The organism is Kitasatospora sp. YST-16 (genome assembly GCF_026802215.1).
Lineage (GTDB): Bacteria > Actinomycetota > Actinomycetes > Streptomycetales > Streptomycetaceae > Kitasatospora > Kitasatospora cineracea.
Window position 1 is genome coordinate 460,059 of record NZ_CP113837.1, and the last position, 23,686, is coordinate 483,744.

Consider the following 23,686-nt stretch of genomic DNA (forward strand, 5'->3'; position numbering starts at 1 on the left):
CGAGCGGGTCGAGCGGGTCGAGCGGGTCGGGCGGGAACCGGCGGCGGGTGCCGGAACTCCTGCCGCAGGGCGGGGCGGACGGGGCGGCGGTGCGCGGGGTCGTCCTGCTGCTGCCGGGCGGGGCGGTGCGGGGGCACGGGCGGCCGTCCCGGCTGGCCGCGTTCGGGATGGCGGAGCCCGCGCGGCGGTTGGCCGCGGCCGGGCGGGCGGACGGGGTGGCGGTGGTGCGGCTGCGCTACCGGTTCCGCGGGTGGAACGGCGCGGAGGCCGACACCCTGGCGGACGCCCGCTGGGCGCTGGACGCGGTGCGCGCGGCGCACGGGCCGGGGGTGCGGATCGGGCTGCTGGGGAACTCGCTCGGCGGGCGGGCCGCCTTCCGGGCGGCGGACGGTCCGGGGGTGGTTGCGGTGGCGGGTGTCGCCCCGTGGCTGCCGGACGGCGAGCCGGTCGGGCAGTTGGCCGGCCGGGCCGCGCTGATCGTGCACGGGGACCGGGACCGCGGCGAGGCCGGGGCCGCGCACTCGCTCGCGTACGCCGAACGGGCCCGGCCGGTCACCGCGCTGCGCCGGCTGGAAGTGGCGGGCGCCGGGCACCTGTTGCTCTCCCGGGCCGCGGACGCCTGGGCGCCGGCCGTCGACTTCCTGCTCGACGCGCTGGCCGGGCGCGACCCCTTCGGCCGGCTGCCGCCCGAGGACGCCGCCGCCCCGCTGCGCACCCCCGTGCCGGTCGGGTACGGGGCGCGCGGCGGGGCGTGAGCGGGTCAGGAGGAGGCGGCCGGGGTGGCCTTGTCGTCGGCCTTGATGGCGAAGTTGACGTTGGTGCCCTGGACCGCGGTGACGGTGACGGTGATGCCCAGGGTGCTGCCGTCGTCGGCGACCAGCTGGCAGCGCAGGACGGTGCCGACCTTGCCGAGCAGGTCGTCGGGGCAGGTGACCTTCGGCTCGGCCTTGCTGCGGGCGGCGGCGAGCTTCTGGGCCGTGGTCTTGGCGACCTTGGCGGCGGAGACCTTGGGGAGGGCCGCGTCGCCCCCGTCGCCCTGGGCCACCGCACCGCCCGTGGGGCTCGCGCCGTCGGTGGGGGCCGCGCTGTCCGCGGCGCCCGTGGTGGCGGTCGGGGACGGGGCGGCGGTGGTGGGCTGGGTGGTGCCCACGTGCACCTCGGCGCTGCACCCCGTCAGGACGGCTGCCGCCGCGGCGGCCACGGCTATCGACGCGGCCTTGGCACTGCGTACTGCGAACACTTCGGCTCCTGCTCTCCCCTGTGGGTGCCGGCCCCGCACGGGCCGGGCACCGGCCCGGACGAAAGCCGGAGCCTAGCACCGGGCCGGTTCCGCACCCGGGCGGGCGGCGGACGGGGGCGGCGGGCGGTGCGGGCGACGGACCGTCACTTCCCGGGAGCGCCGCGCGGGTTGGCCGCGGGGCGTCGCCGACCGGATGGTGAGACGGCCGGGCCGGTCCGCGGCGGGCCGCCGGGGCCGTTCCGGCCGGGCGCGGACCGGGGCGGGAACCCGGGCGGGAACCGGCCCGGCCTGGTGATCTTGGTCCGCGGGGTGGGACGGAGGCGGGGCGGAGCATGGCCGGAAGGCGGGGGGAGGCGGCGAGGAGGTCGTGTCGGATCCCTTGACGGTCCACCGACCAGGCCCCTACGGTGCGGTCACCGACGGCCCCGGGCGGGTGGCCGCGGACTCCCCCACCCCGTGTCAGGAAGGGCGACCGTGTTGCCCGTTCACCCGCTCCCCCACCCGATCGGTGCCACCCGCCAGCCGGGCGGCACCGTCCCGTTCCCGACCTCCGGGCCGGACGAGGCGCCGAGCGCGCCCCCCGGTCCGACGCTGGCCCAGGTCGCGGCCCGCGCGGGCGTGTCGAGCGCGACCGCGTCCCGGGTGCTGAACCGGTCCGCGCCGGTGTCCGCCGAGATCGCGGCGCGCGTCGAGTGCGCCGCCCGCGAGTTGAGCTACGTCCGCCGCCGGGCGCCCGCCGCGACGGCCCGGGACACCGGGGCGATCGCCGTGGTGGCGTTCGCGGACGTGCTGCGCTTCCACGCCGACCCGTTCCCGGTGCGGCTGCTGGCGGGTGCCCAACGGGTCGTCCCGGACCGGGAGTTGGTGGTGCTGACGGCGGGTCCGGGGCCGGCCCGGCCGTCGCTGGTGCGCTACCTGTGCGGCGGGCACGTGGACGGCGTGCTGCTGGTCGGCCGGTGGGGCGACCCGGCGCTGCCCGGGCTGCTGCAGGCCGCGGGCGTGCCGGTGGTGTCGCTGGGGCGGCCGCCGCAGTCGCAGCGGCTGGCGCACGTGGACGCCGACAACCTGAGCGGGGCGCGGGCCGCCGTGAACCTGCTGCACCGGGCCGGGCGGCGGCGGATCGCCACCATCGCCGGGCCACCGGACACCGCCGCGGGCGCCGACCGGCTGGCCGGCTACCGGCGGGCGCTGGCCGACCAGGGCGACCCGACCCGCTGCGCGGTGGCGTACGGCGACTTCGGGTCGCGCTCCGGCGAGCACGCGATGCTCCGGCTGCTCGACCAGTACCCGGACGTGGACGCGGTGTTCGCCGCCTCGGACGCGATGGCGGTGGGCGCGCTGCGGGCGCTGCGCCGGCTCGGGCGGCGGGTGCCGGACGACGTCGCCGTGGTCGGCTTCGACGACTCCCCGGCCGCCGCGACCGCCCGGCCGGGCCTGACCACCGTCCGCCAGCCGGTCGAGGACCTGGGCGCCCGGGCGGTGGAACTGCTGCAGGACCCGACGCCGGGCCGCTCGGTGGTGCTGCCCACCCACCTGGTGGTGCGCCAGTCCTGCTGACTCTTCGTCCGTCAAACCGTTCGCAGGGCAAGGGAGTTGGAGGTTCCGTGGAGGCCGCCCGGACGGCCGGGCGGCCGGGCTAGGGTAGTTGGCCCATGCACCCGTTCGCACCGGCGGGCGGGGCAGGCCGCAGGGGAGCCGCCGATGGCCCGGTACGACGTGATGGCGCTCGACGCCACGGGGGTGGTGCACGGCCACCGCGCCGACACCGTGCGGCCGGACGCGGCCCGGATGGGCGCGTTCGGCGACGAGTGCGGGGCCCCGTACGTGGAGGTGATGCACGAGGACGGGCAGATGGTGTTCGGCCGCGACGGCGGCGGCCACTGGCACCTGCTGTGCGACGAGGTCGACCGGCGGGCCGCGGAGGAGGTGCTGCTCTGGTTCGAGCTGCTGCACCACTACCCGGGCCCGGGCCGCGACGACCCCGACCACCCGCTGGCTGGGGAGCCCCCGGCGGGCGCCCGCGGCGAGCTGGAGCGGACCGAGGCGCTGCGGCTGGTCGCCGAACGGATCGCCGCGACCGGCGCCGACTACCCGGTGGACCGGCTGGTCGCCGAGCGCTTCCCCGGCGGCTGGTCGGTGTACGCGCCGGCGGAGGTGGACGACAGCGACCCGGCGGCGTTCCCGGAGTCCCTGCCGGTGGGCCGCTCGGTGTTCCTGGTCGGCGACCTGGGCCGGATCCGGGAGGCCACCACCTCGCTGCCGCCGCGCGTGCTACGCGAGCGCTTCCGCGCCGAGGAGGCGTTCATCCGCCGGGTGCCGGACGGGGAGTCGCTCCGGGACGAGGAGGCCGACCTGTGGGCGGCGGCCACCCAGCTCCCCGGCGCACCGCCCGCCGCGCCCACCGCCGTCGACCGGCCCGCCGAGACCACCCTGATCAAGCGGGCCGCCGGACTGCTCGACCCGATCGTGCAGCAGCTCGCCCTGCTCGGCCCGAAGGGCTGGGAGAGCCTGACCGCCGTCTTCTCCTGCACCGTCGGCGCCGAGATCGCCCGGCTGAGCTTCCGGCGCGGCGACCGGGAGACCGCGGTCCGCGTCCCGGAGAAGCTGGCGGTCCTGGTGCGGCGCCAGCGCCACCTGGCCGCCCGGACGGCCGACGGGCCCTGGTACCGGCTGCTGGTGGAGGCCGACGCGGGGCTGACCTTCGGCGGCGTGCTGGTCGACTACGACTACGGGGAGGAGCCGCTGCCCGCCGAACACCTGCTGTCCGCCGTCCACTACCGCGAGGACCTGTTCGCCTACCCGCGCCCCACCGTCCCCGACTGGCTGACCCGCCACCTGGCCGCCGACCGCCCGGGGCCGGCCCCCGTGCTTGAGCCTGCGCCTGCGCCTGAGCCCGCACCTGCGCCTGTGCCTGCGCCTGTGCCTGCGCCTGTGCCTGCGCCCGCACCTGAGCCGAAGCCCGCGCCCGCGCCGCAGCCGGAGCCGCAGGCACCCCGCGTCGTCCTGGACTCCCCGCGCCGCCGCCTGTACGCCGACACCTCCCGGATCACCTACGGCAAGGAGACGCTGGCGCTCGACGACATCGAGTGGGTCTGCTACTCGGTGACCCGGACCGTCACCCACCGCTTCCTCTGGCCGAGTTCGCACGAGACGACGTACGGGTTCGGGGCCGGGCCGAGCGGCCGGCTGAGCAGTCTGCCCTTCTCGGTGTACGGGAAGAACGCCCGGCCGCCGCAGGAGTGGACGGCGCTGGTCGAGCTGGTCCAGCAGTACGTCGAACCGCGGCTGCTGGAGGAGTACTTCGAGCTGGTCGCCACCGGTGGGACCACCCTGATCGGCGAACTGCGGCTGGACGGGGAGGGGTTGGCCGCCCGGGTCAGCAACGGCTGGAAGGGGCGCGACGAGTACCTGGCCTGGCGCGAGCTGGCCCCGGTGCGGGTGGAGAACGGCTCGGTAGCGCTGTACCGGACCGGCACGCGGGAACCCGTGTTCCGGTTGCCGCTGCACCGCGCCAACGTGGTGCTGCTGCCCGCACTGCTCCCGGCGCTGGCCCGGCTGTTCACCGGCCGCCCGCTCGGCTGACCGTCCGGCGGCGCCCGCCGTCCGAACGGGTTCGCACCGGGCGGCGGGCACTGGTACAAGGCTGTCGAACGACTGTCGAATACGCCCCGGCGGGGTGTCGGGGCGGGCCGCCGCGCAGGTCGCACGCAGGCGAAAGAGCTGTCGAATATCTGTCGAACGCGGGGCCCCGAAAGGTTTCGACGGGGCGTCAACCGCCCCTGGGGGAAGGGTTCCAGGGGGTGCGGGCGATGTAACTTTCACCGCGGGCGCGTCACTGACCTGCGATTTTACACGCTCTCGAAACGGGGTCGTTGTCGGGCGGGTGGACCGGGCCGCTTTTCTGGTCCCCCCACCCGTGACCGAGGAGAGTCCCCCATGACCCCTGTCCCCCTGGAGCGCCGGGCCGCCTCGCGGCCCCCGGTGCGCGGACGCCGGCCGGTGCTGGCGACGGTGGCCGCCGCGGCCGCCCTCGCCGCCTGCGCGGCGACCGCGGCGCTGCCCCAACTGACCGCCAGCGCGGCCGAGTCGGCGGGTGCGGCGACCGCGGCGAGCCAGCCGTACACCTGGAACAACGTGCAGATCGGCGGTGGCGGGTTCATCCCGGGCATCGTCTTCAACCAGGGGCAGCAGGGCCTGGTGTACGCCCGCACCGACATCGGCGGCGCGTACCGGCAGGACCCGGCCACCAAGCAGTGGATCCCGCTGCTGGACTCGCTGGGCTGGGACGACTGGGGCCTGACCGGCGTGGCGAGCCTCGCCACCGACGCCAAGGACCCGAAGCGGGTGTACATCGCGGGGGGCACCTACACCAACGGCTGGGACCCGGCGAACGGCGCGATCCTGCGCTCCTCGGACCAGGGCAGGACCTGGCAGCGCACCACCCTGCCGTTCAAGATCGGCGGCAACATGCCGGGCCGCGGCATGGGCGAGCGCCTGACCATCGACCCGAACAACGACGCGGTGCTCTGGTTCGGCGCCCCCAGCGGCAAGGGCCTGTGGCGCAGCGCCGACTACGGCGTGACCTGGTCGCAGGTGACGGCGTTCCCGGTGACCGGCAGCTACGCGCCGGACCCGACCGACACCTCGGGCTACCAGAGCGACCCGCTGGGCGTGCTGTGGGAGGTCTTCGACCAGGGCAGCGGCACCGTCAACGGCGTCACGAAGACCATGTACGTCGGCGTCGCGGACAAGCAGAACAGCATCTACCGCTCGGACGACGGCGGTTCGACCTGGACCAGGATCGGCGGCCAGCCCACCGGCTTCGTCCCGCACAAGGCGGTCCTGGACGCGTCCGGCGGCAACCTGTTCGTCTCGTACTCGGACACCGGCGGCCCGTACGACGGCGCGCACGGCGACGTGTGGAAGTACGCGACCGGCACCGGGAGTTGGACGAACGTCAGCCCGGTGCCGTCCTCGGACAGCAGCAACAACTTCTTCGGCTACTCGGGCCTGACCGTCGACCGCCAGCACCCCAACGTGCTGATGGTGACGGGCTACAGCTCGTGGTGGCCGGACACCCAGATCTGGCGCTCCACCGACTCGGGCGCCACCTGGAAGCCGTTCTGGTCGTACAACGGCTACCCGACCCGGGTCGACCAGTACGGCATCGACATCTCCTCGGTGCCGTGGCTGACCTTCAACGCGAACGTCTCCGCGCCGGAGGAGTCGCCGAAGCTCGGCTGGATGACCGAGTCGCTGGAGATCGACCCGTTCGACTCGGACCGGATGATGTACGGCACCGGCGCGACGCTGTACGGCTCGTCCAACCTGACCAACTTCGACAAGGGCACCAAGGTCGGCATCGCCCCCGTCGTCAAGGGCCTGGAGGAGACCGCGGTCAACGACCTGGTCTCGCCGCCGACCGGCGCGCCGCTGCTCAGCTCGCTGGGCGACCTCGGCGGGTTCAAGCACGACGACCTGACCAAGGTCCCGGCGAAGATCTTCTCCCAGCCGAACCTGACCTCCGGCACCTCGATGGACTTCGCCGAAGCCTCCCCGGCCAGCATGGTGCGGGTCGGCGAGACCGCGTCCGGCTCGACCGAGAAGCACATCGGCTTCTCGATGGACGGCGGCGCCAACTGGTTCGCGGCCTCCGCCGAGCCGTCCGGCGTCACCGGCGGCGGGCAGGTGGCGATCTCGGCCGACGGCTCGGCCACCGTGTGGAGCCCGAAGGGCACCGGCGTGTACCGCACCTCCGGCACGGGCAGTTCCTGGACGGCCGTCACCGGCCTCCCGGCGGGCGCGGGCGTGCAGGCCGACCGGGTCGACCCGAAGACCTTCTACGGCTGGTCCGGCGGCACCTTCTACGTCTCCACCGACGCGGGCGCCACCTTCACCGCCAAGGCGAGCGGCCTGCCCACCGAGTCGGTCCGCTTCAAGGCCGTGCCGGGTGCGAAGGGCGACGTCTGGCTGGCCGGCGGCACCGCCACCACCAGCTACGGCCTGTGGCACTCCACCGACGGCGGCGCGACCTTCACCAAGCAGGCGGGCGTCGACCAGGCCGACAACATCGGCTTCGGCAAGGCCGCCCCCGGCAAGACCTACCCCGCGATGTACACCTCCGCCAAGATCGGCGGCGTCCGCGGCCTGTTCCGCTCCGACGACGCCGGCGCCAGCTGGGTCCGGATCAACGACGACGCCCACCAGTGGGGTTGGACCGGCGGCGCGATCACCGGCGACCCGCGGATCTACGGCCGGGTCTACGTCGGCACCAACGGCCGCGGCATCGTGTACGGCGACACGGCGGGCGGCGTCTCGCCCTCGCCGAGCGCTTCGGCCTCCGGCTCCACCTCGCCCTCCCCGTCGGCTTCCCCGTCCCCGTCGCCGTCCGCTTCGGCCTCCGCCTCGCCCTCGCCGTCCTCCTCCCCCAGCGGTGGCGGCACCTCCTCCTGCGAGATCACCTACGCGGTGTCCAGCCAGTGGGGCGGCGGCTTCGGCGCCAACGTGACGGTGGCCAACAAGGGCACCACGGCGGTCAACGGCTGGACGGTGAAGTGGTCCTTCCCGAGCGGACAGACCGTCACCTCGCTCTGGAACGGCAACGCCACCCAGAGCGGCGCGCAGGTGACCGTCACCGACGCGGGCTACAACAAGGCCATCGCGCCCGGCAGTTCGGCCTCCTTCGGCTTCAACGGCAGCTGGAGCGGCACGAACACCGCCCCGACCGCGTTCACCCTGAACGGCACCGCGTGCACCGTGAAGACCGGCTGACGCGCTGACCGGCTGACGTACTGCCAGGCTGACGCGCCGACAGGCTCGTCGCCCCCGCCCGGAATCCGTCCGGGGCCGGTCGGGGGCGGCGGCACCACGGCGGAGCCCGGGTCGCCCATGTCTCGTGGGGAGGCGGCCCGGGCTCCGTCGCGTCCGCGGGCGGGCCACCGAGCGGTACCGGTGCCGTTACTGCGGGCGGGCCTTCAGGGCCCCGTTACTGCGGGCGGGCCTTCAGGGCCGTTCCGATGGCGGCCAGGTCGGGCTTGAGGAGGCCGGGGCCGCTGTGGCCGTTGGGGGCGAAGGTCTTGATCTCGACGTCGACGGCGACGCCGGCGGGGCCTTCCTCGATGCACTCGATGCCGGCGATGAAGTAGACGCAGTGCTCACCGGCCGGCTGCTGGGCGAGCTCGATGTCGTCGTAGGGCCAGTCCGCCGCGTCGGCGCGCTCCAGGCCGACCAGGTGCGCCAGGCAGATGCGGGCCAGGTGCGGGGCCAGTTGGCCGGCGACGGCGGTGAGGGCGTCGAAGGTGGGGATCTCCGGCCACAGGGTGGTGATCGGGCGGGACCGGCCGGAGAAGTCGAAGAAGGTGAAGGTGTGGCGCTCGCCGACGTGGTGGACGGCTCCCCCGGTGACGGTGACTGTGAGGGTGACGGCCTTCTTCCGGTAGGTGGTGGTGGCCTGCGCGGTGGCCACCACGGCGGCGGAGTCCTTGTGGGCCGCGATCGAGGGGGCATTCGACCGGGCCCGCCGGAAGCGCTGTTCGCCCACTGCGGCGCTCAGGAACTCGGTCAGGCCCTTGCGCAGGTGGGAGGTGCCGTCGTAGAGCCACTGCTCGGTCTTCGGCGGGTAGAGCAGCCGCCCCTCGCGGCCTGCCTCGTCGGCCTCCTGGTGCGCCTCGCGGAGCAGGGCGGTCAGGTCGTTCCACAGGGCCGGCGTCCTGAAGTCGCCCAGTCCGGCGTTGCCGTCGCTCGCCCGGTCCCACCGCTCCTCCAGCAGCCGGAGCTTGGCGCTGACGCCGTCCAGCACGCGCTTGCCGGGGGCCTGCGGGTCGGGCACGGTGTCGGGGTCGAAGGCCTGGCCGGGGTCGGTGGCCGGGCTCTTGGGGCCCAGGGAGAGGTTGAGCGGCAGGTTCCACAGCAGCCGGTGGGCGCTGACCTTCGGCGTCGCGTCCCGCACCGCCGCCGTGACCGGCTGGCCGGCCAACTCCCAGCAGAGCGCCCAGAAGGCGCGCACGGCGGTCTGCAGCGCCGCGGGCTGGCTGGTGTACAGGAGGGCGACCTGCTCGGCCACGGAGGCCAGCTTCTCCTTGGAGATCTTGTGGTGCAGCGCGCCGTCCCCCCACTCGGCCGGGAAGGGGTACTTCGCCTTGCCCTTGGTGATCGGCAGGACCGCCCAGTCGTTCTTACCGGGCACGGTACTGCCGGTGTTGGGAGCGAGGGCCTTGGTGTTCGCCGGCTGGGCGGCAGTGGTCATCTGTTCCTCCTCCGGTGCTGCTGGCGGGCGCAAGCATGGGGCAGGCCGATGCACGTCGACTAAACGGGCAGGCAGACTGGGGTGGACCCGGCGGTGGGGCGGCCCGGCGGTGAGGCGGCCCGGGCTCCGTCGCGCCCGAAAACGGGCTGCCCGCCCGGCGGGCCGCGTGCTGTACTCGGCGCATGACGGGCGACGGGGCGGGCGGTGACGGTGCGGGCGGCGTGGGCGGTGGCGGGGCGGGCGGTGGCAGCGTGGGCAGTGACGGTGCGGGCGGTGACGGTGCGGGTGGTGGCGGGCGGATGCGGTTGCGGGTGACCGGTCGGCCGGTGTCCACGGGGGCGCGGCTCCGCCGGGTGCTGGACACCGGGGCGATGCTGGGCGGCACCTTCTTCCACCCGCCCGACCCCGTGGTCGCGTTCCTGTACGCGAGCCGCGCCGACCTGCTGCGCCTGGGCGCCCTGTTCCGGCTCGCCGCGACCAGCCCGCACAGCGCGCTGCACGTCCCGGCCCCGCCGGGCCCCGGGCCGATGGACGCCCGGACGACCCCCCTGCTGGTGGCCCGCGCGGACACCGGTCTGCGCCCGTCCGACTGGCCCGCCCTGCGCCGCGCCCCGCACCGCGGCGCCGCCCCGCTGACGGTCACCGCCCCGGCCCCGCGCCCCGCCGACCGCCCGGACGACGTCCGCCGGCTGGCCGACCGCCACCCGGCCCGGTACGCCGAGCACGCCGGGACGTCCTTCGTCCTGGCCCGCCCCGAACTGCTGTTCTGGATGGGCGACTTGCTGACCGAGGCCGGGGAGTCCGTCGCCACCGACCGCGAGGTCCACCGGCGCGGCGAGAGCTACCGGGACGACTGGGCGGGCTTCTTCGACCCGGAGCGCACCGACGACCCGATGCACGCCCTGTGCGTCGTCGCCGCCGACCCGATCTTCCACCGCTCCCGCTGGCAGGCAGTCCGCCACCGGCGCCTGGTGCGGCGGTGACGTAGTACGGCGGTGACGGGGCGTCAGGCGGGCGCGAGGAGGCGGCGGACGGCGCGGCGGGCGCGGGTGGCGGCCTGCGGGTCTTGCCAGAGCTGGATGCCCTGGTCGGCGGCCAGGGCGACGCCGCGCAGTTCGAAGAGCAGTTGCGCCGTCTCGGTGCCGGGCGGCAGTTCGCCGGCGGCGAGGCCCGCGTCGAGTTCGCCGAGGACGAAGGCGTCCCAGCGGGCGAGCGCCGCGCGGACCCGGTCGCGGACCGGGCCGGGGCGGGCGTCGAACTCGGCGGCGACGGCGGTGAGGAAGCAGCCCGCGTGTCCGTCGGCGGTCATGTAGGCGAACCAGGCGTCGTGGGCCCGGACCAGGCGTCCGGTGCCGGGGTCGGCGCCGGACAGCGGGGCGAGGACCGCCGCCCGGAAGCGGGCCACCGCCTCGTCCACGGCCGCGAGGTGGAGTTCCTCCTTGGTGCCGAACGGGCCGATCACCCCGGCCTTGCTCATCCCCAGGTCGTCGGCGAGCGCCCCGATGGTGACGCCCTCCAGGCCGGTGGCGACGGCCAGGGCGAGGGTGCGGTCGAGGATCCGGGCGCGGGTGGCGGTGGCTTCGGCTACGGACTTGCGCGGACTCATGGCGCAAGCTTAACCTAACGACCGTTCGCTATTAACGATCGGTCGTTCGCTATCTCCCGTGGCGGACGGCCACTTCCCCGAGGAGGGGACGTGCGGATCCACCATCTCAACTGCGGTTCACTGCGCACCGTCGAGCACCGGGGCGAGCGCCGTCCGGCGGTCTGCCACTGCCTGCTGCTGGAGACCGACCGGGACGGCCTGGTCCTGGTCGACACCGGGCTCGGCACCGCCGACGTCGCCGACCCCGAGCGCACCCTGGGGCCCGAGTTCCGAGGGCGCGCCCAACCCGCGCTCGACCTCGCGGAGACGGCCCTGCACCGGGTCCGCGCACTCGGCCACGACCCGCGCGACGTCCGGCACGTCCTGCTCACCCACCTCGACCTCGACCACGCCGGCGGCCTGCCGGACTTCCCCGACGCCGAGGTCCACCTGCTGGCGGCCGAGCAGCGCGCCGCCCTCGGCACCCCCGGCCCCCACCCCGAGGACCGGATCCGCTACCGCCCCGCCCACTGGGCGCACCGCCCCCGGTGGACGGCCCACCGGCCCGCCTCCGCGGACCCCTGGTTCGGATTCGACGCCGTCCGCCCGCTGCCGCGCCTCGCCGAGGACCTGGCGCTCGTCCCCCTCGGCGGGCACAGCGCCGGACACGCCGCGGTCGCGGTCCGGGACCGCGCCGCCGGGCGCTGGCTGCTGCACTGCGGGGACGCCTACTACTTCCACCGCGAGATCGACCCGGACCGGCCCGAGACCCACCCCGGCATGGACGTCCTGCAGCAGCTCACCGAGGTCGACCGGCCGCTGCGCCTGGGCAACCAGGCCCGGCTGCGCGAACTGGTCCGCGAACACGGCGGGCGGGTCGTGCCCTTCAGCGCCCACGACCCCTGGGAGTACGCCCGCCTGGCGGGGAAGTAGCGGACCGGCCCGCGCAGCGCCCAGCCCCGGGCGCCGGGCCACCGGTCCGCGTGCGGCGCGAGGCCCTTTCCGGTCGGTCCGGTCGGTCCGGTCGGTCCGGTCGGGTCAGCGCGCGGCGGCGCACACCCGGCAGGACCTGCCGGAGCAGGCTCCCGTCAGCCGATCCGCTCGCGCAGCCAGGCCAGCTTCGCCGCCAGGTGGACCTCGCCGCCGCCCTCGTGGCCGTTGAACTCGTAGACGCGCAGCGACTTCTCGCCGGGGTGGGCGTGGTAGGCGGCGAAGCAGCCGGAGGGCGGGCAGATCGGGTCCATCATGGCGATGGAGAACAGGGCGGGGGCCTGGATGCGGGCGGCGAGCAGGGCGGCGTCGAAGTAGGCGAGGGTGGCGAAGGTGCGGGTGGTGCGGTCGCGGTGCAGGCGCAGGTACTCGGCGATCTCGGTGAACGGGGGCTGCGGGGCGGTGCGGACGCCGCGCGGGAAGTCGCAGAGGAAGGGGACGTCCGGGAGGACGCCGGCCAGCGGGCCGTCGGTGAGTGCGGCCGCCGCGAGGGAGATGCCGCCGCCCTGGCTGATGCCGGTGACGGCGATCCGGGCCGGGTCGACCTGCGGGAGGGTGCGGGCGGCGGCCAGGAAGCGGACGGCGTCGGTGTAGACCCGGCGGTAGTAGTAGTCGTCGGGGTGGTCGAGGCCGCGGGTGAGGAATCCGGGGACGGCGCCCGCGAGTTGGGGGGCGGGGTCGTCGGTGCGGCCGGGGGCCGCGGACCAGCCCTGGCCGCGGGTGTCCATGACCAGGTGGGCGTAGCCGGCGCAGGCGTAGGTGAGGTTCTCGTGCGGGAGTCCGGCGCCGCGGCCGTAGCCGAGGTACTCGACCACGCAGCCGAGCGGGCCGCTCGCTCCGGCGGGGAGGTGGAGCCGGCCGTGGACGGGGTGGCCGCCGAAGCCGGGGACGGTGAGCTCGTAGGTGTCGACCAGGGCGAGGCCGTTGGGGACGGGGGTGAGGTCGGGGCGCTGGACGGCGGGGCCGGCTTCGGCGAGGGTGCGCTGCCAGAAGGCGTCCAGGTCGGCGGGTTCGGGCAGGTGCGGGCGGTAGGCGAGGCACTCGTCGAGGGTGAGGTCGGTGAGCGGCACGGATGTCTCCGGGAGGGGGCGCGGTGGCGGGGAGCACCCGGATCGTAGGTCAGACATCAGATGTCTGTCGACCTGCCCGCGGGGTCAGGGCCGGTTGGCGACGGCCTCCGCGCGGGCGGCGGCGATCCGGCGGCGGACCGGGACGTAGTGCCGGCGCACGGCCTCGGTGAAGCGGCGGGCGTCGCCGATCCGCAGCGCCTCGACCATGGCGCGGTGGGCCTCGACGGTGTCGGCCTCGTCCTGCGCGGTGACGATGTTCAGGTGCGGGGCGACCACCGCGTGCACCTCCCAGCAGGCCGAGGAGAGCTGGGCGACCAGCTCGTTGGCGAGCGGCTGGAGCAGCAGCGCGTGGAAGCTGCGGTCGGCCGCCACGATGTCCCGTCCGAGCCGCAGCCGAATCTCCATCTCCCCCACCAGGTCGGCGAGTTGCTCCAGGTGGACGGGGAGCAGCGCGTCGATGATCCGGCCCGCCATGGCGCGCTCGAACAGCTCCCGGACGTCGACCAGGTCGGAGAGCACCCGGAAGTCGTCGTCGGGGCTGAGCAGGCCGCGGAAGCTGAGGCTCTCGACCAGGGCGGAGAGGCTGAGCCGGCCGACGAAGGTGCCGTGGCCGTGCCGGACCTGGACGATGTCCAGCGCGTCCAGCACCTTGATCGCCTCGCGGACGCTGGAGCGGCCGGCGCCGAAGATCTCGCAGAGCTCGTTCTCGCTGGGCAGCGGGTCCCCGGGCTTGAGGCGGCCGCGCAGGATGTACGCCTTGATCTGGTCCACCACCGGCGACTTCGCCGGGCCGGGTCCGGGGCGGAATGCCCAGGTCGGCGGGTCGGCCCGGCGTTGCGGGCCGTTGCCGAATCGTGAACCTGCGGCGGTCGTCATCCCTTGACCCTCCCCTGTGGCGGCGGCTACGTTCACACCCTAACAGCTCAGACATCAGATGTCTGATGACGGATGAGCTGTCTCTCTCCTGCTCGATCCGCCCGGGATTCCGACCCGGCACCCCCTCGCGGTTCCGCTGTCCGGACCGCGAGGTGACACCCCCTCACCCCGCACTCCCCCCACAAGGAGCTCCCGTGCTGGAACGGACGTCCAAGGAAGTCGACCGCCGCGGCTTCCTGCGCCTGGTCGGCGCCCTCACCACCGCCACCGCGATCGCCGGTTCGGTCGCCGCCTGCGGCGGCCCGTCCTCCACCGCCGCGGGCTCCACCTCCGGCGGCGACGCCAAGGGCGGCGGCAACGGCACCATCGAGGCCGGCATCTCGTACGCGCTGTCCACCGGCTTCGACCCGATGACCTCCTCCGGCGCCACCCCCGTGGCCGCCAACCTGCACGTCTTCGAGGGCCTGGTCGACCTCGACCCGGCCACCCGCGAGCCGTACGCGGCGCTCGCCACCGCGATGCCGCAGCAGGTCGACGACACCACCTGGCGGGCGCAACTGCGCTCCGGCGCGACCTTCCACGACGGCTCGCCGGTCACCGCCGAGGACGTGGTGTTCTCCTTCAGCCGGATCCTCGACCCGGCCAACTCCTCGCTGATCGTGCAGTTCCTGCCGTTCCTGGACACCGTCACCGCGGTGGACGCCAGTACCGTGGAGTTCAAGCTCAAGTACGCGTTCCCGCTGTTCGCCACCCGCATCTCGGTGGTCAAGGTCGTCCCGAAGAAGGTCGTCGAGGCCGACCAGAAGGCGTTCGACGCCAAGCCCACCGGCTCCGGCCCGTACAAGGTGGTCGAGGCGACCCGGCAGGACAAGATCGCCTTCCAGCGGCACGACGCCTACAACGGCCCGCGCCCGGCCAAGGCCGCGACCATGGTGTGGCGGCTGACCTCCGACCCGACCGCCCGGGTCTCCTCGCTGGTCTCCGGCCGGGTGCAGGCGATCGAGGACGTGCCGTACGTCGACGTGGCCGGGCTGAAAGGCAAGGCCGTCACCGAGTCGGTGGAGAGCTTCGGCAACCTGTTCCTGATGTTCAACTTCGCCCGCAAGCCGTTCGACGACAAGCGGGTGCGCCAGGCGCTGCACTACGCGCTGGACGTCGACAAGATCGTCACCACCGCGATGTACGGCAACGGCACCGCCTCCACCAGCTACCTGCAGCCCAGCCACCCCGACTACCACAAGGCCGCCACCGTCTACGGGCACGACCCGGAGAAGGCCAAGGCGCTGCTCGCGGAGGCCGGGGCGAGCGGACTGTCCGTCACCCTGCTGACCACCAACACCGGCTGGGTCAACGACATCGCGCCGCTGATCAAGGAGAGCTGGGACGCGGTCGGCGTGAAGACCACGCTGGACATCGGCGACTCCTCCGGCCAGTACAAGAAGGTCGACGCGGGCGACTTCGGCGTGATGGCCGCGCCCGGCGACCCGTCGGTGTTCGGCAACGACGTCGACCTGCTGCTGCGCTGGTTCTACGGCGAGGGCGTGTGGACCACCAAGCGCTTCCGCTGGGCCGGCTCGCCCGAGGACCAGCAGGTGCGCGGCCTGCTCGACCAGGCCGCCCGGACCGGCGACGCGGCGGCCCGCAGCGCGCTGTGGAACCAGGTGATCGACCTGGTCGCCGAACAGGCCGTGCTGTACCCGGTGGTGCACCGCAAGCTGCCCACCGCGTGGAACGACAAGAAGCTGGCCGGCTTCAAGCCGCTGCCCACCACCGGCCTGTCCTTCCTCGGCGTCTCCGCCGCCTAGCCGGCCCGCCGCACAGGCGCCCCGCGCCCGCTTGACCGGCGCCGGGGCCCGGACCGCCGCACCGGCCGGCCCCCGGCGCCTCCCTCCTCCCTAGGACTTCCCCATGCTCGTATTCCTCCGGCTCGCGCTGCGGCGGCTCGCCATGCTGCCGGTGATGGTCCTCGGCGTGACCCTGCTGGTCTTCGTGGTGCTCCAGTTCTCGCCCGCCGACCCGGCGTACAACGCCTTCGGCGACGGCGCCTCGGAGCAGGCCCGGCAGGCGTTCGCCGCCGCCAACGGCCTCGACGACCCGCTGCCGGTGCGCTACGTCCGCTTCCTCGGCGACCTGCTGCACGGCAACCTCGGGGTGACCGTGCCGCCCAGCACGCCCGTCTCGGACCGGATCGCCACCGCGTTCCCGCTGACCCTGCAACTCACCCTGCTCGGCCTGGCCATCGCGATCGTGCTGGCGCTCGCCCTCGGCATCACCGGCGCGCTGTACCGCGACCGCTGGCCCGACCAGCTGACCCGGGTGCTGTCCATCTCCGGCGTCGCCATCCCGTCGTTCTGGCTCGGCATCGTGCTGATCCAGGAACTCGCCCTGAACCGCTCGATCCTGCCGACCGGCGGCTACGTCAACCCGGCCGACTCGCTGGGCGGTTGGTTCAAGACGATGATCCTGCCCGCCGTCTCGCTGGCGATCCCGGTGGCCGCCGGACTGGCCCGGCTGGTGCGCACCTCGATGGTGGCCGAACTCGACCGCGACTACGTGCGCACCGCGACCGGCAACGGCCTGCCGCGCTCCGTGGTGATCCGCGGCGTGCTGCGCAACGCGCTGGTGACCCCGCTGACGGTGCTGGGCCTGCGGGTCGGCTACCTGCTGTCCGGCGCCGTGGTGATCGAGACCATCTTCGACCTGCCCGGCATGGGCAAGCTGATCCTCGAGGGCGTCACCGGCGGCGACGTCGCCCTGGTGCAGGGCACGGTGCTGACCATCGCGGTGGTCTTCCTCGCCGTCAACGTCCTCGTCGACCTGCTCGTCCTGCTCGTCAACCCCCGTGTCAGGACGGTGTGATCATGCGTATCGGACTCCTGCGCTCGCTGGCCCGGCCCGGCATCGCCTTCCGCCGGCTGTCGCCCGCCGCCCGGATCGCCCTCGGCGTGCTGCTGCTGGTGCTGTTCGCGGCAGCCCTCGGCCCGCTGTTCACCCAGGACCCGCTGGCCACCGGCCTGCCGGTGCAACCCCCGAGCGGCGCCCACTGGTTCGGCACCGACCGGGCCGGGCGGGACGTGTTCGCCCGGGTGGTCGGCGGCGCCCGCTACTCGCTGGTGATCGGCCTCGGCGCGACCCTGGTCGCGCTGCTGCTGGGCAGCGTGCTCGGCGCGTTCGCCGCCACCTCCCGCAAGGCCGGCGACGAGGGCGTGATGCGCACCCTCGACGTGGTGATGGCCTTCCCGCCGATCGCGCTGGCCGCCGTGCTGGTCACCATCTTCGGCACCAGCGTGCCGATCCTGGTGTGCACCATCGCCTTCGTCTACGTGCCGATGCTGACCCGGGTGGTGCGGGCCAACGTCCAGTCCCAGTACGGCGAGGACTACGTGGCCGCCGAGCAGGTGATCGGCGCCCGGCGCGGCTGGATCGTGCTGCGGCACGTCGCCGTCAACTGCGCCGCGCCGGTCGCGGTGTTCGCCACCGTGCTGGTCGCCGAGGCGATCATCTTCGAGGCCAGCCTGTCCTTCCTGGGCGCCGGCGTGCAGCAGCCCAACCCGAGCTGGGGCAACGTGCTGGCGTACGGGCAGCAGATCCTGCTGGCCGGCGGCTGGTGGGCCACGCTCTTCCCCGGCCTGGCGATCCTGGTCACCGTGCTGGCGCTGAACGTGCTCGCCGAGGGCCTCACCGACGCCACCGCCTCACCCGCCAAGTCCGCTCCGGTGCAAGGTGGTTCGGAGCCCGCCGCGGCCGCCGTCGAGCCCGAGGACGAGCGGGTCTCCGCCGCGCTGGAGGTGCTCGCCGAGCGGATCGCCGACCGGCCCAGCCCGGTGGCGCCCGTCCCGGACGACGCGCCCGAGCTGCTCGCGGTGCGCGACCTGTCGATCCGCTTCCCCGACCGGTACGGCGAGGTCGCCGTCGTCGACGGCCTGTCCTTCACCGTCCGGCAGGGCGAGACCCTGGGCCTGGTCGGCGAGTCCGGCTGCGGCAAGTCGATCACCTCGCTGGCCGTGATGGGCCTGCTGGCCCGGGGCGCCGAGGTCTCCGGCCGGATCGAGTACCGCGGCCGGGACCTGCTCACCCTGGACGCCAAGGAGCGCCGCGCGCTGGCCGGCCCCGAGATCGCCATGGTCTACCAGGACGCGCTCTCCTCGCTCAACCCGTCCGTGCTGGTCGGCCGGCAGCTGCGCCAACTCACCTCCCGCGGCGGCACCAAGACGCCCGCCGAACTGCTCGAACTGGTCGGCCTCTCCCCCGAACGCACCCTGCGCTCCTACCCGCACGAGCTCTCCGGCGGCCAGCGCCAGCGCGTCCTGATCGCCATGGCGCTCTCCCGCGACCCGAAGCTGCTGATCGCCGACGAGCCGACCACCGCGCTCGACGTCACCGTGCAGGCCCAGGTCGTCGAACTGCTGGTCCGGCTGCGCGAGGAGCTCGGCTTCGCCATGGTGCTGGTCTCCCACGACCTCGCCCTGGTCGGCGACCTGGCCCACCGGGTGGCCGTCATGTACGCCGGTCAGCTCGCCGAACTCGGCGACACCGACGCCCTGTTGACCGACCCCGCGCACCACTACACCCGCGGCCTGCTCGGCTCGGTGGTCTCCCTGGAGGCCGGGTCCGAGCGCCTGCACCAGATCCGCGGCGTGGTGCCCGCCCCGCAGCGCTTCAACTCCGGCTGCCGGTTCGCCACCCGCTGCGCCGCCGCCACCGAACTGTGCCGCACCACCCCGCCGCAGGCCGCCGACCGCTCCGCCGGCCACGCCTTCGCCTGCCACCACCCGGCGGCCGACCGCCTCGAAGGGAGCCTGCGATGACAACTCCGGTACTGAGTCCCGTGCTGAACCCCGTGCCGAGTCCCGTCCTGAGCCTGGAGGGTGTGCACGTCCGCCACCGGGCCCGCAGCGGCGGCCTGTTCAAGCGGGACGCGGTGCACGCCCTGACCGACGCCAACCTGACCGTCGGCAAGGGCGAGATCCTCGGCCTGGTCGGCGAGTCCGGCTGCGGGAAGTCCACCCTGGCACGGGTGTTGACCGGCCTGCAGCGCCCCACCGAGGGCACCGTCGCCTTCCGCGGCGAGGACCTGTGGGCGCTGCCCGGCAGCCGGCGCCGCCGCGAGTTCGGCTCCAGCGTCGGCATGGTGTTCCAGGACGCCTCCACCGCGCTCAACCCGCGACTGCCGATCGGCCGGATCCTGCGCGACCCGCTGGACGTCCACCGGCGCGGCACCCCCGCCGAACGCGAGGCCCGGGTCGAGGAGTTGCTCGACCTGGTCGGCCTGCCCGGCCACGTGGTGCGCAACCTGCCCGGCCAGCTCTCCGGCGGCCAGCGCCAACGCGTCGCCATCGCACGGGCGTTGGCCCTGGAGCCGGAGATCGTGGTCGCCGACGAGCCGACCAGCGCGCTGGACGTCTCGGTCCGCGCCCAGGTCCTCAACCTGCTGGTCGACCTGCGCGAACGCCTGGGCCTGGGCATGGTGTTCATCTCGCACGACATCCAGACCGTCCGCTACCTGGCCGACCGGCTGGCCGTGCTCTACCTCGGCCGGGTGGTCGAGGAGGGCCGCGCCGAACAGGTCGCCGCCGCGCCCGCCCACCCGTACACCCGGGCCCTGCTCTCCGCCACCCCCAGCCTGCTGGAGGACACCGAGCGGATCGTCCTGCACGGCCCCGTCCCCTCCGCCACCAACCCGCCGACCGGCTGCCCGTTCCGAACCCGCTGCTGGAAGGCCGACGACGCCTGCGCCACCGCGTTCCCCGCCGCCGACGGCGACGACGCGCGGCGCTGGCACTGCGTCCACCCCGAGATCACCCCTGCAAGGAGCACGTCATGACCGCCCGCCGCCCCGCCTTCTCCGGCGTCGTCCCGCCCGTCGTCACCCCGCTCACCGCCGACGGCGACATCGACGTCCCCTCGCTGGAGCGCCTGGTCGGCTTCCTGCTGGAGGGCGGCGTGGACGGCCTGTTCGCGCTCGGCAGCTCCAGCGAGACCGCCTACCTCACCGAGGCCCAGCGCACCCGCGTCCTGGAGGTCGTGATCGGCGCGAACGCCGGCCAGGTCCCGGTGATCGCCGGCTGCATCGAGACCACCACCAACCGGGTGATCGAACGGGCCGCCATATCAAGGGAGTCGGGCGCGGACGCGGTGGTCGCCACCGCCCCGTTCTACACCCGCACCCACCCCGTGGAGATCGAACGGCACTTCCGTGAGATCGCGGCCGCCGCCGAACTCCCGCTGTTCGCCTACGACATCCCGGTCTGCGTGCACAACAAGCTGGACACCGCGATGCTGCTCCGGCTGGCCGCGGACGGCGTGCTGGCCGGCGTCAAGGACTCCTCCGGCGACGACGTCGCCTTCCGCTACCTGTGCCTGGGCGCACGGGAGTTGCCCGAGTTCGCGGTCCTCACCGGCCACGAGGTGGTGGTCGACGGCGCGCTGCTCGGCGGCGCCGACGGCGTCGTCCCCGGCCTCGGCAACGTCGACCCGCACGGCTACCGCCGCCTCGCCGACCACGCCGCCGCCGGCGACTGGGCCGCCGCCGCGGCCGAACAGGACCGGCTGGCCCGGCTGTTCGAGATCGTCACCGTCGCCAAGGACACCTCCGGCACCGCCGCGGGCCTCGGCGCCTTCAAGACCGCGCTGATGCTGCGCGGCATCATCACCACCAACGCGATGAGCACCCCCATGACCGCGTACGACGCCGAGCAGACCGCCGCCGTCGCCGCCCTCCTCGACCGGGCCGGGCTGCGTTGACCCCCATCACCGGGGACGTGGCGGCCGGGGACGTTGCGGCCGGGGCCGTGGCAGCCAGTGGCGTTGCGGCCAGGGGCGTTGCAGCCGGGGCCGGGGCGGCCGTGGTGGCCGGGGCGGCCGTGGTGGCCGGGGTGGACATCGGCGGGACGAAGACCTCCGCCGCGCTGGTCGGGCCGGACGGCGCGGTCGGGCCGGTCGTCACCGTGCCGACGCCCGCCGCCGAGGGGCCGCCGCGGTGCTGGCGGCGGTGGCCGGGGCGGTCCGGTCCCTCGGCGGCGAGCCGGCGGCGGTCGGGGTCGGCAGTGCGGGCGTGATCGATCCGGTGCGCGGCCGGGTCGTCTCGGCGACCGACGCGATGCCGGGCTGGGCGGGGACCGAACTCCGTTCCGGGCTGGAGCAGTTGCTCGGCCTGCCGGTCGCCGTCGACAACGACGTGCACGCGCACGCCCTCGGCGAGGCGTGGACGGGGGCCGCGCGCGGCGCCCGCTGCGTGCTGCTGGTCGCGGTCGGGACGGGCGTCGGCGGGTCGCTGCTGATCGACGGCCGGGTCCACCACGGCGCCCGGCAGGTCGCCGGGCACCTGGGCCACCTCGCCGTCCCCGCCGCCACCGGCCTGCCCTGCACCTGCGGCGGCACCGGCCACGTCGAGGCGGTCGCCGCCGGGCCCGCCCTGCACGCCGCGTACCGCCGCGCGGGCGGCTCCCCGGACGTCCCCGACCTGCGGGCCGTCGCCGCCCTCGCCGCGGCCGGAGACGACCTCGCCACCCGCGTCCTGGCCACCGGCGCCCAGGCTCTCGGCCAGGCGATCGGCGGCCTCGCCAACGTCCTCGACCCGGACCTCGTCCTGATCGGCGGCGGCGTCGCCCACTGCGGCCCGCCCTGGTGGGACCCGCTGCGCGCCGCCTTCGCCGCCGAACTCCTCCCCCCGCTCGCCGAACTCCCGCTCACCCCCTGCGCCCTGGGCCCCACCGCCGCGATCGTCGGCGCGGCCCGCCTGGCCACGACGGGCTAAGGAGAGCCCCGCCAGGGGCTCGGGGAACGGCGAGCCCGGGTCTGCTGACGGTGCACTGCCGTTGCGCGCATCTGCTTCCGGTTCTGTTCACTGCGCGCAGCAGCACGAACCTCCGATGGGCTCCGGCCACCAGCAGCACGGACTCGCCGTTCCCCTGGCCCCTGAATACCCTCCCGCCGTTCCCCCTTACTGGAGCCTGTTCATGACTTCTCACCAACTCCCCTCCCCCATCGAAAGGTTGCGCGGCCGCCTGGTCGTCTCCTGCCAGGCGTACCCCGGCGAGCCGCTGCGCGACCCGGACGCGATGCGGCGGATGGCGCTCGCCGCGCTGGAGGGCGGGGCGGCCGGTATCCGGGCGCAGGGGCTGGCGGATCTGCGGGCGATCCGGGCCGCGACGGACGCGCCGCTGATCGGGCTCTGGAAGGACGGCGCGTCCGGGGTGGTGATCACTCCGACCGCCGAGCACGTCCGGCAGGTCGCGGCGACGAGGGCGGAGATCGTGGCCCTGGACGCAACCGCCCGCCCCCGGCCGGACGGGCGGCCGCTCGCGGAGTCGTTCGCGGCCGCCCGCGAGGCGGGCGCGCTGGTGATGGCGGACGTCGCGACCTTCGAGGAGGGTCTGCGCGCCGCCGAGTCGGGCGCCGACCTGGTGGGGACCACGCTCTCCGGCTACACCGACGACTCGCCCCATCTGCCCGGCCCGGACCTGGAGTTGGTGTCCCGGCTGGCCGCCGCCCTGGACGTCCCGGTGGTCGCCGAGGGCCGGATCCACACCCCCGCCCAGGCCGGGTCCGCGCTGGAGGCCGGCGCGTTCGCGGTCGTGGTGGGCACCGCGATCACCCACCCGACCACCCTGACCCGCTGGTTCGCCGCCGAGGTCGACGCCGCGCACCGGCCGCCGTCCCGCTGAGCCACCGTCCCGCCGTCCCGCTGAGCCGCTGAGCCGCTGAGCCGCTGAGCCGCTGAGCCACCGTCCCGCCGTCCCGCTGAGCCGCTGAGCCGCCGAGTGCTCCGTCACCGCCCCCGGCTGCCGGATCAGCTCTCCGGAGCGGGCTCCCCGACCTGGTAGATCCGCCGGTCGAGTTGCTCCTCCGCCCAGGCGAGGTCGGCCCGGAGGTCGAGCCAGACCTGGTCCTTGCGCTGCCCGGGCCGGTCGAGGCGGACGGCGACCCAGCTGAAGACGCCGGTGAGGATCTCGCGCCGGCGTCCGGGCGCGGTCACGGCCAGCGCGAAGGGGACCGCGAGCCCGGCCCTGGTGACGACGATGCGCTGCTCGTCCTCGGGGCTGCGCCGGCCGCCGGTGCGGAAGCCGGGCTTGCCGGTGGTCTTGACCCACTCCACCACCGATCCGGGGACCTGCTGGGTCAGGCAGCGGGCGAGGGAGTCGCGGACCGTCGCGGCCGGGTCGTCGCCGAGCCAGCCGAGCCAGTGGTCGGGGTCGGTGAGGTGGTGGAGGTCGTCCACGGGCCGCCCGTGCCGCGGGTTCTCCCGGTACTCGCCGGTCAGTTTCCCGTCCGGGCCGACCAGCCAGTATCCGTGGACCGCCTCGCCCGGCACGAAGCCGTCGGGGTCGTCGACGTACTCGGGGTCGATCACCGCGACCGATCCGCCGGGGTTGGCGGCCGCCTGCGCGACGAGCGCGGCCGGGGGCGAGGCCAGGATCCGCTGCCGCTCCGCCTCGATGTCCTTCATGGTGTCGCCGTCCTCTCGTCCGGGTTCGCCTGCGCCCGGCATGTTCGCACACCCTTCGGACGGTCCGGCCGCACCCCCCACCCTGGACATCAGATGTCTTACGTCAGACCCCTTGACCACCACCCGCCGTTCTCCCTAGGGTCGTTGACCAGACATCAGATGTCCTGACTCCGATGTCTCGGCTCCCTCCGCCCGTCCGCCGACCGGCCACCCCTGCGCGGCCCCCACGCCC

General features: G+C 74.8%; 19 protein-coding genes. 13 read left to right on the forward strand and 6 right to left on the reverse strand.

Annotated elements, in window-relative coordinates; genetic code table 11:
- Window positions 1–47: 47 nt before the first annotated feature.
- Complete coding sequence (locus OU787_RS02160; RefSeq protein ID WP_268658326.1) at window positions 48–755, forward strand: alpha/beta hydrolase; 708 nt, start codon at window positions 48–50, stop codon at window positions 753–755.
- Window positions 756–760: 5 nt separating this feature from the next.
- Here the strand turns inward: OU787_RS02160 and OU787_RS02165 are convergent, their stop codons facing one another.
- A complete protein-coding gene (locus OU787_RS02165) occupies window positions 761–1,240 on the reverse strand; it encodes a DUF4333 domain-containing protein (protein ID WP_268658327.1) in 480 nt (159 codons plus the stop codon).
- Between the two features lie 474 nt (window positions 1,241–1,714).
- Between OU787_RS02165 and OU787_RS02170 the strand changes: the two genes are divergently transcribed.
- The 3 genes from OU787_RS02170 (at window position 1,715) to OU787_RS02180 (ending at window position 8,011) form a co-directional block, all read left to right on the forward strand.
- Complete coding sequence (locus OU787_RS02170) at window positions 1,715–2,797, forward strand: LacI family DNA-binding transcriptional regulator (RefSeq protein ID WP_268658328.1); 1,083 nt, start codon at window positions 1,715–1,717, stop codon at window positions 2,795–2,797.
- Window positions 2,798–2,941: 144 nt separating this feature from the next.
- On the forward strand, window positions 2,942–4,822 hold the full coding sequence (locus OU787_RS02175; RefSeq protein ID WP_268658329.1) for a hypothetical protein: 1,881 nt from the start codon (window positions 2,942–2,944) through the stop codon (window positions 4,820–4,822).
- Window positions 4,823–5,176: 354 nt separating this feature from the next.
- Complete coding sequence (locus OU787_RS02180) at window positions 5,177–8,011, forward strand: cellulose binding domain-containing protein (RefSeq protein WP_268658330.1); 2,835 nt, start codon at window positions 5,177–5,179, stop codon at window positions 8,009–8,011.
- Window positions 8,012–8,225: 214 nt separating this feature from the next.
- Here OU787_RS02180 and OU787_RS02185 read toward each other — a convergent pair whose 3' ends face one another.
- Window positions 8,226–9,485, reverse strand: a complete 1,260-nt coding sequence (locus OU787_RS02185; protein ID WP_268658331.1) for a hypothetical protein — start codon at window positions 9,483–9,485, stop codon at window positions 8,226–8,228.
- Window positions 9,486–9,667: 182 nt separating this feature from the next.
- Between OU787_RS02185 and OU787_RS02190 the strand changes: the two genes are divergently transcribed.
- Window positions 9,668–10,468 carry a hypothetical protein gene (locus OU787_RS02190; protein WP_268658332.1) on the forward strand — a complete coding sequence of 267 codons (801 nt, stop codon included), beginning with the start codon at window positions 9,668–9,670 and terminating at the stop codon, window positions 10,466–10,468.
- Between the two features lie 23 nt (window positions 10,469–10,491).
- Here the strand turns inward: OU787_RS02190 and OU787_RS02195 are convergent, their stop codons facing one another.
- Window positions 10,492–11,091: a TetR/AcrR family transcriptional regulator gene (locus OU787_RS02195; RefSeq protein WP_268658333.1), complete on the reverse strand. Its 600-nt coding sequence runs from the start codon at window positions 11,089–11,091 to the stop codon at window positions 10,492–10,494.
- A gap of 90 nt (window positions 11,092–11,181) precedes the next feature.
- Between OU787_RS02195 and OU787_RS02200 the strand changes: the two genes are divergently transcribed.
- Window positions 11,182–12,003, forward strand: coding sequence for an MBL fold metallo-hydrolase (locus tag OU787_RS02200; protein ID WP_268658334.1), 822 nt, complete (start codon window positions 11,182–11,184; stop codon window positions 12,001–12,003).
- A 155-nt stretch (window positions 12,004–12,158) separates the two neighbouring features.
- Here OU787_RS02200 and OU787_RS02205 read toward each other — a convergent pair whose 3' ends face one another.
- Together OU787_RS02205 and OU787_RS02210 are read right to left on the reverse strand one after the other, a co-directional pair.
- Window positions 12,159–13,130 carry an acetylxylan esterase gene (locus OU787_RS02205; protein ID WP_268658335.1) on the reverse strand — a complete coding sequence of 324 codons (972 nt, stop codon included), beginning with the start codon at window positions 13,128–13,130 and terminating at the stop codon, window positions 12,159–12,161.
- Between the two features lie 84 nt (window positions 13,131–13,214).
- Entirely contained in the window at window positions 13,215–14,006 is a 792-nt protein-coding gene (locus OU787_RS02210) for a FadR/GntR family transcriptional regulator (protein WP_268658336.1), read from the reverse strand.
- 194 nt (window positions 14,007–14,200) lie between these two features.
- Here OU787_RS02210 and OU787_RS02215 point away from each other — a divergent pair, with 194 nt between their 5' ends.
- The 7 genes from OU787_RS02215 (at window position 14,201) to OU787_RS02245 (ending at window position 22,672) form a co-directional block, all read left to right on the forward strand.
- Window positions 14,201–15,811, forward strand: a complete 1,611-nt coding sequence (locus OU787_RS02215; RefSeq protein ID WP_030459772.1) for an ABC transporter substrate-binding protein — start codon at window positions 14,201–14,203, stop codon at window positions 15,809–15,811.
- 103 nt (window positions 15,812–15,914) lie between these two features.
- Window positions 15,915–16,865 carry an ABC transporter permease gene (locus OU787_RS02220; protein ID WP_268658337.1) on the forward strand — a complete coding sequence of 317 codons (951 nt, stop codon included), beginning with the start codon at window positions 15,915–15,917 and terminating at the stop codon, window positions 16,863–16,865.
- 2 nt (window positions 16,866–16,867) lie between these two features.
- On the forward strand, window positions 16,868–18,814 hold the full coding sequence (locus OU787_RS02225; protein WP_268658338.1) for a dipeptide/oligopeptide/nickel ABC transporter permease/ATP-binding protein: 1,947 nt from the start codon (window positions 16,868–16,870) through the stop codon (window positions 18,812–18,814).
- Window positions 18,811–19,830: an oligopeptide/dipeptide ABC transporter ATP-binding protein gene (locus OU787_RS02230; protein WP_268658339.1), complete on the forward strand. Its 1,020-nt coding sequence runs from the start codon at window positions 18,811–18,813 to the stop codon at window positions 19,828–19,830. Before OU787_RS02225 ends, OU787_RS02230 begins: the two co-directional genes overlap by 4 nt.
- Window positions 19,827–20,750: a dihydrodipicolinate synthase family protein gene (locus tag OU787_RS02235; protein WP_030459776.1), complete on the forward strand. Its 924-nt coding sequence runs from the start codon at window positions 19,827–19,829 to the stop codon at window positions 20,748–20,750. Before OU787_RS02230 ends, OU787_RS02235 begins: the two co-directional genes overlap by 4 nt.
- Before the next feature lie 235 nt (window positions 20,751–20,985).
- Window positions 20,986–21,762 (forward strand): ROK family protein, encoded by a 777-nt coding sequence (locus OU787_RS02240; protein WP_268658340.1) that lies wholly within the window; start codon window positions 20,986–20,988, stop codon window positions 21,760–21,762.
- Between the two features lie 202 nt (window positions 21,763–21,964).
- Entirely contained in the window at window positions 21,965–22,672 is a 708-nt protein-coding gene (locus OU787_RS02245; RefSeq protein ID WP_268658341.1) for an N-acetylmannosamine-6-phosphate 2-epimerase, read from the forward strand.
- Between the two features lie 125 nt (window positions 22,673–22,797).
- On the opposite strand, the gene OU787_RS02250 is transcribed toward OU787_RS02245, so the two are convergent.
- Window positions 22,798–23,454: a hypothetical protein gene (locus OU787_RS02250; RefSeq protein ID WP_030459779.1), complete on the reverse strand. Its 657-nt coding sequence runs from the start codon at window positions 23,452–23,454 to the stop codon at window positions 22,798–22,800.
- Between the last annotated feature and the right edge of the window lie 232 nt (window positions 23,455–23,686).